12 protein-coding genes are annotated in these 9999 nt (G+C 55.0%); 10 read left to right on the forward strand and 2 right to left on the reverse strand.

Annotated elements, in window-relative coordinates:
* Nucleotides 1-251: 251 nt before the first annotated feature.
* From L248_RS15585 to dltD, 5 genes are read left to right on the forward strand one after another with little or no spacing between them, the layout of a single operon-like run.
* Complete coding sequence (locus L248_RS15585) at nt 252-401, forward strand: teichoic acid D-Ala incorporation-associated protein DltX (protein ID WP_081701229.1); 150 nt, start codon at nt 252-254, stop codon at nt 399-401.
* A gap of 42 nt (nt 402-443) precedes the next feature.
* On the forward strand, nt 444-1967 hold the full coding sequence (gene dltA, locus L248_RS05410) for a D-alanine--poly(phosphoribitol) ligase subunit DltA (protein WP_040535092.1): 1524 nt from the start codon (nt 444-446) through the stop codon (nt 1965-1967).
* On the forward strand, nt 1964-3181 hold the full coding sequence (gene dltB / locus L248_RS05415; RefSeq protein WP_022529114.1) for a D-alanyl-lipoteichoic acid biosynthesis protein DltB: 1218 nt from the start codon (nt 1964-1966) through the stop codon (nt 3179-3181). The genes dltA and dltB overlap by 4 nt, the downstream gene beginning before the upstream one ends.
* A gap of 22 nt (nt 3182-3203) precedes the next feature.
* Nucleotides 3204-3446 (forward strand): D-alanine--poly(phosphoribitol) ligase subunit DltC, encoded by a 243-nt coding sequence (dltC, locus tag L248_RS05420; RefSeq protein WP_022529115.1) that lies wholly within the window; start codon nt 3204-3206, stop codon nt 3444-3446.
* The gene (dltD, locus tag L248_RS05425; protein ID WP_022529116.1) at nt 3443-4729 is read left to right on the forward strand and encodes a D-alanyl-lipoteichoic acid biosynthesis protein DltD; all 1287 of its coding nucleotides are present in this window, start codon (nt 3443-3445) and stop codon (nt 4727-4729) included. The genes dltC and dltD overlap by 4 nt, the downstream gene beginning before the upstream one ends.
* A gap of 83 nt (nt 4730-4812) precedes the next feature.
* On the opposite strand, the gene L248_RS05430 is transcribed toward dltD, so the two are convergent.
* Nucleotides 4813-5736: an SLAP domain-containing protein gene (locus tag L248_RS05430; protein WP_022529117.1), complete on the reverse strand. Its 924-nt coding sequence runs from the start codon at nt 5734-5736 to the stop codon at nt 4813-4815.
* A 378-nt stretch (nt 5737-6114) separates the two neighbouring features.
* Nucleotides 6115-6612, reverse strand: coding sequence for a DUF2507 domain-containing protein (locus tag L248_RS05435; RefSeq protein ID WP_022529118.1), 498 nt, complete (start codon nt 6610-6612; stop codon nt 6115-6117).
* Nucleotides 6613-6783: 171 nt separating this feature from the next.
* Here L248_RS05435 and racE point away from each other — a divergent pair, with 171 nt between their 5' ends.
* Genes racE through L248_RS05455 form a run of 5 tightly spaced genes read left to right on the forward strand, consistent with a single transcriptional unit; the run spans nt 6784 to nt 9746 of the window.
* Entirely contained in the window at nt 6784-7659 is an 876-nt protein-coding gene (gene racE / locus L248_RS15090) for a glutamate racemase (protein WP_022529119.1), read from the forward strand.
* The gene (locus tag L248_RS15095; RefSeq protein WP_022529120.1) at nt 7656-8279 is read left to right on the forward strand and encodes an XTP/dITP diphosphatase; all 624 of its coding nucleotides are present in this window, start codon (nt 7656-7658) and stop codon (nt 8277-8279) included. Before racE ends, L248_RS15095 begins: the two co-directional genes overlap by 4 nt.
* Complete coding sequence (locus L248_RS05445; protein ID WP_022529121.1) at nt 8280-8795, forward strand: metallophosphoesterase; 516 nt, start codon at nt 8280-8282, stop codon at nt 8793-8795.
* Between the two features lie 17 nt (nt 8796-8812).
* On the forward strand, nt 8813-9319 hold the full coding sequence (gene cbpB, locus L248_RS05450) for a cyclic-di-AMP-binding protein CbpB (protein WP_022529122.1): 507 nt from the start codon (nt 8813-8815) through the stop codon (nt 9317-9319).
* A 1-nt stretch (nt 9320) separates the two neighbouring features.
* Nucleotides 9321-9746, forward strand: a complete 426-nt coding sequence (locus tag L248_RS05455) for a bis(5'-nucleosyl)-tetraphosphatase (protein ID WP_022529123.1) — start codon at nt 9321-9323, stop codon at nt 9744-9746.
* Nucleotides 9747-9999: the final 253 nt, after the last annotated feature.

The following is a 9999-nucleotide window of genomic DNA, read 5'->3' on the forward strand; positions in this document are numbered from 1 at the left end:
GCCGCCGGACAGTAATCTGTTTCCCAGCCTCCGCAAAGGAAGCCAGTAACCGCCCGCAGCATTTTCCGGTCGCATTGTCTGCAACAGATTCTTAAGCTTTCTGCACCCACCATGCGCCCTGAGCATGGTAAGGTAGAAGTAATCGCAATCGACCTAACAGAATTGTTAGGTCAGAATTGGCTGCCGCGCTGGTATTTGCAGAAAGCCGACTTTATAATTGAAGGTAGCAGTTGAAAAGGCAGGGGAAAAATTTGAAGGCACAATGGCTCGCTTTATGGCACCGCCCCGTGTTCCAATTCGTGGTGAAGACCATTTTTTACTTCTTCATCATCCTGGTGCTGACGTACCTGTACAGCTACAGCGGCGTTAACAACAGCAAGTTCATTTACAACGAATTTTAAACACGAGTGGAGGGAAAAGGAGCAGAAATTGCTCCGTCAGCCATGATAGAAAACATCATTTCTCAAATTGATAAAATTGCCGAAGAGCATCCGGAGCGGCTCGCTTATACGTATGAGGACCATACCTATACGTTTGGTGAACTGGTGACGACCGCCGATCGCATCGCCCATTTTTTGCAGGCGCAGCACCTGCCGGCGAAAGCACCGGTCGTTGTATACGGCGAGCAGACCTTTGCCATGGTCGCTACGTTCCTAGGGGCAGTGAAGTCTGGCCACGGGTATATTCCCATTGATACCAATTCGCCTGACGAACGGATCCACCAGATCCACGACGTCGCTCAGCCGGCAGCGATCCTGGCGACGGAACACTTGCCAGTCAGCTTTTCTGACCTGCCCATTTATGGGCCGGAGCAGATGGCGACCGTGCGGGCGAAGGGCGAGACGGATTATGATCACGGTCAGTCGGTGCGGGGGGACGACATCTTCTACATCATCTTCACCTCCGGCACGACCGGGGTGCCCAAGGGGGTCCAGATTAGTCATACGAATCTGCTCAGCTATGTGAATTGGGCCATTAGCGACTTCTCGCTCCCCGAAGGCATTCGCTGTTTAGCACAGGCCCCTTATTCCTTCGATTTGTCCGTGATGGACCTGTATCCCAGCTGGGTGTTGGGCGGCAATCTGGTGGCACTGCCTAAGCGCACGACCGACAATTTCATGCTGCTGTTCAAGGCATTGCCGCAGTTGAAGCTGCAGGAATGGGTATCGACCCCGTCCTTTGTGGAGATCTGCTTGCTGGATGCTAACTTCAAGGCGGCCAACTACCCAGACCTCAAGTACTTCCTGTTCTGCGGTGAAGAATTGACGGGTAAGACCGCTAGTCAGCTGATCGACCGTTTCCCGGATGCAAAGATCTTCAATACTTATGGTCCGACAGAGACGACCGTGGCGGTGACTGGTGTAGAAATTACCAAAGACACGATTGCCCAATATGAACGCCTGCCCATCGGTTACGCCAAGGAAGATACCACGATGTACGCGGTGGACGCGAAGGGCAACAAGGTCGCACCCGGCGAACTGGGTGAGCTGATCATCGAAGGTCCCAGCGTTTCCAAAGGGTATTTGAATAATCCAGAAAAAACCAAGTCGGCTTTCTTCCGCGACGGTGACCAGCAGGCTTATCGTTCCGGAGACCTGGGCTTCATTGACCAGGATGGCTTGATCTTCTATCGCGGCCGGACGGACTTCCAGGTGAAGCTGCATGGCTTCCGCATCGAGCTGGAAGACGTGGATCATGCCTTGGACGCGCTGGCGCCGGTCAAGCAGGCGAGCGTGGTGCCGAAGTACAACAATCTGCACAAGGTCACCCAGCTGGTGGCGTTCGTGGTGCCTAAGAAGCATCCGGCGGACGAGGGTGCCTACATCGCCGACTTGAAGAAGCAGTTGACGCAGACGGCCATGAGTTACATGATCCCGCAGCGGATCGAGCTCAAAGAAAGCCTGCCGCTGACGGTCAACGGTAAGATTGACCGCAAAACCCTGATTGCCGAGGTCAATCCTTCATGATCAATTTACAGCCGTACGAGAATCCTGGTTACTTCGTCCTGCTGGTGGTCGCCCTCTTACCGGCAATCATCATCCGCCTCAACGGCCGTCGTTCCCATTGGTACGAAACATTGGTGTCGTTTGTCTTCTTGTTCCTGATGTTTGACGGGCGCAAGTGGACTCAGGGGGTCGCGCTGATTGGGTACACGATTTGGCAGTTTGCCATCGTCGCCCTGTACCTGCGCTACCGGACCAAGAAGGATTCGCCGAACAAGTTCAGCGTGTTCTTCTGGTCAGTGGTTTTGGCCATTGCACCGCTGACCGTGGTCAAGTTCACACCGTTGTTTGACCATGGCCGTTCCAGCATCGTTGGGTTCTTGGGCATTTCTTACCTGACCTTCAAGACAGTGGGCATGATCATGGAGACCCGGGACGGCTTCATCAAGGACTTCCATCCCGTGAAGTTCTTACAGTTCCTGCTCTTTATGCCGACCATCTCGTCTGGGCCGATTGACCGTTACCGGCGCTTCGAGAAAGATTACGACCGGACGCTGGACCGTGAGCAGTATCTGGATTTGTTCGGTAAAGGCATTGACCGGCTGTTCCTGGGCTTCTTCTACAAGTTCATCCTGGGCTACGGGTTCGGCACGATGCTGCTGCCGAACTTGCAGCGGCAGGCCATGCAGGCCCGCGGCGGGTTCTTGGATTTCTCTTGGCCGCTGATTGGCGTCATGTACTGTTACAGCATGTACCTGTTCTTCGATTTCGCTGGTTATAGTTTGTTCGCCATTGGGATTTCTAACCTGATGGGGGTCGAGACACCGAAGAACTTCAACTATCCTTGGATCTCCCACAACATTAAGGACTTCTGGAATCGCTGGCACATGACGCTGTCATTCTGGTTCCGGGACTACATCTACATGCGCTTCGTATTCTTCATCATGAAGCACAAGTGGATCAAGAGTCGGGTGACCATCGCAAACCTGGGTTACCTGCTGCTCTTCCTGATCATGGGCATCTGGCACGGCGAGACGTGGTACTACATCACGTATGGGATTTTCCACGCCACCGTCATGATTTGTACCGATGCCTGGATCCGCTGGAAGAAAAAGCACGAGGGTCTCTTGCCCCACAACTGGTTCACCCATGCGGTGGCGATCCTGCTGACGTTCAACACGATTTGTTTCAGTTTCTTGATTTTCTCCGGTTTTCTTGACCGGCTCTGGTTCCATTAATTAATACTTGGAGGGATTCATTATGGCAGTTAAAGATACAGTATTAGACATTTTGAGCGATTTGACCGGTTCCGATGAAGTCAAAGAAAATTTGGACACGGACCTGTTCAAGTCGGGCCTGTTGGATTCCATGGGCACCGTGCAGCTTCTGCTGGAACTTCAATCCCAATTGGGGGTAAACGTGCCGGTATCCGAGTTTGACCGTACGCAATGGGATACGCCGAATAAGATCATTGCGAAAGTGGAGCAGATGCAGCAACAATGAAATTGGCCAAACGCTTATGGCTGATCCTCGGGCCCATCTTCATCGCGATGCTCGGCGTCGTCACGTTGCTGTTTTGGCCCGGCAACTATGGTCAGTCGCGCCAGGACAACGTGGAAAAAGCCGCGGTGTCGCTGTCGCCCAACGTGTTCAAGGGTAATCTGCTGAAGAGCGCGGCGTTCAATGAGGATTACGTGCCCTTCATCGGTTCCTCCGAGTTATCTCGGATGGACCCGTTCCATCCATCGGTGTTAGCTGCGAAGTACCGCCGCGATTACCAGCCGTTCCTGCTGGGCTCCGCGGGGACCCAGTCGCTGACCCATTTCTTCTCACTACAAACAGCGGGGAAGGAACTGAACGGGAAGAAAGTCGTCGTCATTGTGTCGCCCCAATGGTTCGTTTGGAACGGCATCCAGCGCGGCATGTTCAGTTACTATTACTCTAACTTGCAGACGAACAACTTCCTGGAACACGCCAAGCCCAGTGACCCGATGGCCCAGTATGCCGCCACGCGGCTGCTGCAGCTGCCGTCCGGATCGTCGAACTCGACGTTGACGGAGGCCATCATCCGGATCAAGGCCGGCGTGCCGCTGACTCAGTTCCAGAAGACTTATCTGCGCCTGTCCGAGCGGCTTTATGACCACGAAGACAGCCTGTTCAGCCAATTGTTCCTGCGGGATAATCGGCCGACGATTGCCAAGGGTGAAGAAACGCTCCCGTCCCAGTATGATCCGTGGGTCTTGGACGATTTGGCGACCCAGATGGGGAAGGGTGAGACGACCAACAACAAGTTTGGCATCCAAAACAAGTTCTACAACGATCGGGTCAAACCGGTGGTGGGCAAGCTGAAGGATACTCAAATCGGCTTTGATTATGATTACGGTCCGGAGTTTTCTGACTTCCAGCTGCTGCTGGACTTCTTCAGCCGGCATAATATCACCCCCCTGTTTGTGATTCCGCCGGTCAACGGAAAGTGGGCCGAATACACGGGCTTGCGCCAGGAGATGCTTGACCAGTTCGACCGAAAGATCCAGTACCAGTTGCGCACGCAAGGCTTCACCCACATCGATGACATGATCGACGAGGGCAATCAGCCATACTTCATGCAAGACACCATCCACCTCGGGTGGCGCGGCTGGCTGGCCATGGACAACTCCGTCCGGCCGTTCCTCGAGAACAAGCAGACGACGCCAAAGTATAAAATCAATGACGACTTTTATACCAAGGCGTGGCAGGACAAAGAACCCCGGCTCATCCCCGACATGCGCGGGGGGAAGAGCAACTAATCGTCAGGGGACACTAAAAAGCACGCTCACCGATCTGTTCATCCAGATGGTCAGCGTGCTTTTTGGTATTCGGTCATGCCCTTTTATTCGACGGTGATCGTGGCGGTGGTGACCCCATAGGACGGAATTGAAGCGTTGGGCCAAGCCAAGTCGATCTGGTTAGGATTACTGTATACGAAAGTGCCAGTGTCGTTTACGGTGCGGTGCAGTGTAGTACCGTCGGCCAGGACGATCTTCAAGCGGGTCCCTTTTGGATACTTGGCGAGGTTAGCCGCGACACCGCCGTAACCCATGCTGGAGCCGAGTACTGCGGGGTCGTAGAAGGAGACTTTGACCGTCGCGCTTTGGCCGGCATTTTGGTTACTCCTGGCCGTTGTGTTGGTACTGGCCTGGACATTTTGGACCTGCAGGTTAGCCGCTGTGGGCGCCTGCTGGCTGGTCGTCTGGGTATTGGTCTGGGTCTGCGGTGCTTGGTCGCCGACTGGGCTGACATACGCACTGGGCACCCAGCCGCTGGCGACGTGGTACCACGTCAGGTTGGTCTGCTTCACGGATTCCGTGTAGGGCACCACCTGGCCGGTTCCTAAGTATGAAGAAACCTTGTTACTCGTGGGCGAGGTCCAGACGGTCGTGGCGCCGTCCTGATAGTTGACCTTGACATTGCCCTGGTCCGTGGCAGCCGCTGGCTGCGCGGCGGTTTGGGCCGCAGCAGCATCGTCAGCCACTTTCATGTACGTGCTCGGGACCCATTCGTTGGTGCCGACCTGGTACCAAGTCGTCCCGTTGATTGTCTGGCTGCTTTGAATGGTGACCTTTTGGCCGGGCGCTAAGTAACGCGCTGGCTTAGAATTATAGAAAGATGGGGATTGCCAAACCGTGGTGGACCCCTCGGTATAAGTGGTCACCCCAGTCGTTGCGGCCTGGGCTTCCCCGTGACCAATGGCGAGTGTCCCCGCCAGAGCGGCGGCGCCCACACCGAGTGAAATCAATGCTTTGCTATGAGACATAAATACATTCCTCTCTGTCCGAATGATTTGGCAATCCGCTTGCCATATCGTCGACTGTGCTGCACCTCTCCTGCATGCAGGCCACTCACAATAATAACATGACCACAATATTTGCCAAGAAAAAATATTTTATGAAAATTGAATCTAACGCGTGACACGTTGGTACGTAAGGGCTAGAGAGTATATTAACGTTGTATGACCAAGGTTACAATTAAGTTACAACAGGTGTCTAAGCGCCAAGTCGCATCCGCGTATCCATTTTGCCCAAGTGGGAACTTGTCGTTCGACATTTCCGAGAGGGCCAGGCGAATACAAAAAAACCGCGGTTGGCCCGCGGATTCATGAAACGACATCGCGTTGATCAAAGCAGTATCGCGGTTAATCCGCAGCCGCCGGCTTTTCGCTGCTCGTTTGCAACGGCGTGATTGGGTCCCCGTGGGGTTGTTCCGTAGCCGCCAGTGGTTCGTTGGGGTCCGAATGCAGGGTAATGATAACCAGCCCGTTTTGAATGCTGTAGGTGGCTTCGGTAAAAATTCCCGTCAGCATTTGCCATTCCTGAGCCAGCCAGCCCGTTTCGAAACCAAAGCTGGGGGTGGTCGCTTCGGCGAGCCGACCCGCGACTTGGTTACCAGACAACGTCCCCGTGACGCGGTTACGGCGCCCGTGGGTGATGACGAGGGTGCCAAATTCGGCCTCTGCTGCCAGCACAGCCAACTGATCCTCGTTGCTCACCGGCAGCTGCCGGGCCACCTGCTTGCCCAGCCAGTACTCCAGATTGGCATGGTCCCGGCCCAACGCAATAGGCAAGGCCACGTCCCGCAGCACGGCCACACTGAAGCGGCTCTGATGTAACTGATCATATAACGAATTGGTCATCCGAATTTGCCTCCATCTCGTTCAATATTATACCGGAGATACCGGTAAGAAAAAAGGCAGAGACCGGTTTCATCCCCACACACGAACAAAAACGCACCCTGCTTCAAACAGGCAGTTGCAAAAGAGTAAGGAAACGGGCCGGCCGCTCGGGGGCAGCCAGTGCATGGTATAATGGAGATTCCAGAAAGGACTGATATTGTGCGTTCAGATCCACGGCCCATCGGCTTTTTGGATTCGGGAGTGGGCGGTTTAACGGTGATCAAGGAGTTTATTCGCCAACTGCCGAACGAAAATTATATTTTTATTGGCGATCAGGCCCGGATGCCTTATGGTCCCCGTCCTGCCAGTCAGGTTCAACATTTTGCTTGGCAATTGACCCAATTTTTGTTGCAGTTTGACGTTAAAATGGTTGTGTATGCATGTAATACGGCGACGGCGGAAGCCTTGCCGAGCATCAAACCGCACCTTTCTGTCCCTCTGGTCGGGGTGATTCCGCCGGGAGTCCGCGCGGCCATTCGGGCCACGCGCAACGGCCACATCGGCGTTATTGGCACAGAGGGCACGGTGCGCTCCCACGCGTATGACGATGCGATCCACGCCCAGGCGCCCCAAGTGCAGGTGTCGACGCTGGCGTGTCCCAAGTTCGTGCCAGTGGTGGAAAGCAATCAATACCAGACCCCCGTCGCCAAAAAAATTGTTGCTGAGGCCTTGGGTCAGTTACCGGATAAAGACATCGACACGCTCGTCTTGGGTTGCACCCACTATCCCTTACTGCGGCCGATCATCCAAAACTACATGGGCCCAGACGTGACCCTGATCGATTCCGGGGCCGAGACGGTCAGCGAGATTTCTGCCCTGCTAGATTACTTCGATATTCGCAACTTAGACCACGGGCCCCACTTGGCGCCCAAACTATTCACGACCAGTTCGCCGGCCATGTTCAAAGAAATTGCAGAAAACTGGCTGGACATGAATGATCTGCCAGTGGCCCACGTCGCCGTTGCCGACCTGCCCAATGTACCGCTAGTGAAAGAAGGAAACGCATGACAACACCGAAAACGATCGTCGTCGCCACCAAAAACCCAGGGAAAGCCCGGGAATTTGCGAAAGCCTTTGCTGCTCAAGGACTGGCGGTCAAAACATTGTTGGACTACCCCCATGCTCACCAAGTCAACGAGACGGGCAAGACATTTGCAGAAAATGCCCAGTTGAAGGCCAATCACTTTGCCCACGAACTACAATTACCCGTATTGGCCGATGATTCCGGTCTGATGGTCGATGAACTCCGCGGTCTGCCGGGTATTCGCTCGGCCCGCTTCGCCGGAGACCACAATGATGCCGCGAATAACGCCAAGCTGTTGGTGGAATTGGGCGGCGTTCCTGCCGAGAAGCGGGGCGCTACGTTCCATTCTACGCTGGTCTTGGCGTGGCCGGACCGGCCTGCTGACGACCTGATCGTGGACGGTGAGGTCCGGGGCACGATCCTCACGCTGCCCCAGGGCGACAATGACTTCGGCTACGACCCGCTTTTCTTCTATCCGCCGTTACAGAAGACCTTCGCCCAGATGACCCCGGCAGAAAAGAACCAGGTCAGCCACCGGGGATTGGCGATTCGGGCATTAGAAAAGCAGTGGCCTGCATGGTGGGCTGCCCAGGAGGCGAAGTAGATGAAAGCAATGGTTGTTTCGGATACCCACGGTGACCGGGAAATTTTGGCAAAAATTTTGGACCACTTTCAGGACCAAGTGGATGCCTTCTTTTACTGCGGTGACTCCGAACTGCCGGCGAGTGATCCATTGTGGCAGTCCTATTATGCGGTCCGCGGTAACATGGACTTCGATGCGGATTATCCCATGGCCCGGGTCGAACACGTGAAGGGCTTCACCGTTTATGAAACCCACGGCCACCGGCTGGGTGTTTCCATGGGCACGGCCAAGCTGGAAGAACACGCCCAAGCGGTCAACGCAGATTGTGCGTTTTACGGCCACACTCATGCGCTGGAGGCCCACATGAACGGGCCGCTGCTGGTGCTCAATCCAGGGTCCATTTCTCAACCGCGCAGTTATCAACAGTACGGCGGCACCTGTGCCGTGGTCACGATGGCCGCGACGCAGGCAGCGGTCACTTTCTACGACCGGGCATTGCACCCGATCCCTGAATTAGCCCAATCATTCGCCCGTTAAGCAGAAAGGAGCACGGCATGATCGTTCCTGAGATTCAACGTATCCTGTTAGAAAACCGTGAACACTACCTGATCCCCGCCGATGTGGTTGCCAACGTGAATATGGACAACCGCCTCGGCCATGCCTTCCTCGTTCTGACCAAGGTCCGTTACGCTAAGATTCCCGTCCTCGACAACGATAGCAAATTCTGCGGCTTCATCTCCCTGGCGATGATTACCGACAAGATGCTGGCCCTCGACCACGTGTCGTTGGAACCACTGGACCACTTGACTGTGGCGGACGTTGTGGAGAAACCCGACCCGGACGCCGTCGTGCACGACATTGTGGATGTGGAACAGATCCTGCACCTGCTGGTGGACAATCCTTTTCTCCCCGTGGTCGACCGGGAGGGTATCTTTGAGGGGATCATCACGCGTCGGGAATACATGAAGAGTTTCAATGAATTGGTGCATAATTTGAACAAGGAATACGAGCTGGTACCGATTAAAGAAAAGGCGGCCAGCACAGTGAAAGGAGCGAAGTAACGTGACCACAGAAGTATCCACCGGGGCGGTGGTCTATCGGCGCTTCAATGGCGAATTGCAATACTTACTGGAAGAAAGCGCGACAAGTCATTTTTGGGGGTTTCCCAAAGGCCATGTCGAGGGTGAAGAAACCGATGAGCAGGCCGCCGAACGGGAAATCCGTGAAGAAACAGGCCTCCACGTTCACGTGGACACCGCCCATTTCCGGCAAGAGGACGACTACCCGCTGCCGTCGGGCAACCAGAAACGGACGATCCTGTATCTGGCCGAGGTCCAGGGCGACCCGGTCATCACCAAGCAAGACGTCGAAATCAGCCATATCGGCTGGTTCAACTACGAAGATGCGCATATGACTCTGACATACGATTCACTGAAGGCCATCTTGGAGAAAGCCAATGCTTACCTGACTGACCAGGATGCGCAGTAGACATAGGTTGAAAAGGGCTCGCCGGTTTGAATGCTGGCGGGTCTTTTTGGTGTTGTGAGGAATGGGTCGCGGGGCCCGGCGATTTGGGCCGGTACGGCGTTGTGCTTTGCACTTCCGCCTCGTGAACCAGGATATGATTCGCGAGACCCGGCGATTTGGGCCCTCCGGTTGGCTGGGCGTGGAAATGGTTCGCGAAACCCGGCGATTTGGGCCCTCCGCCAGGGGGCCTGGAACGTGGTGGGCACGGCTTGAA

Origin of the sequence: Schleiferilactobacillus shenzhenensis LY-73 (genome assembly GCF_000469325.1) — a bacterium.
Taxonomy (GTDB): Bacteria; Bacillota; Bacilli; order Lactobacillales; family Lactobacillaceae; genus Schleiferilactobacillus; species Schleiferilactobacillus shenzhenensis.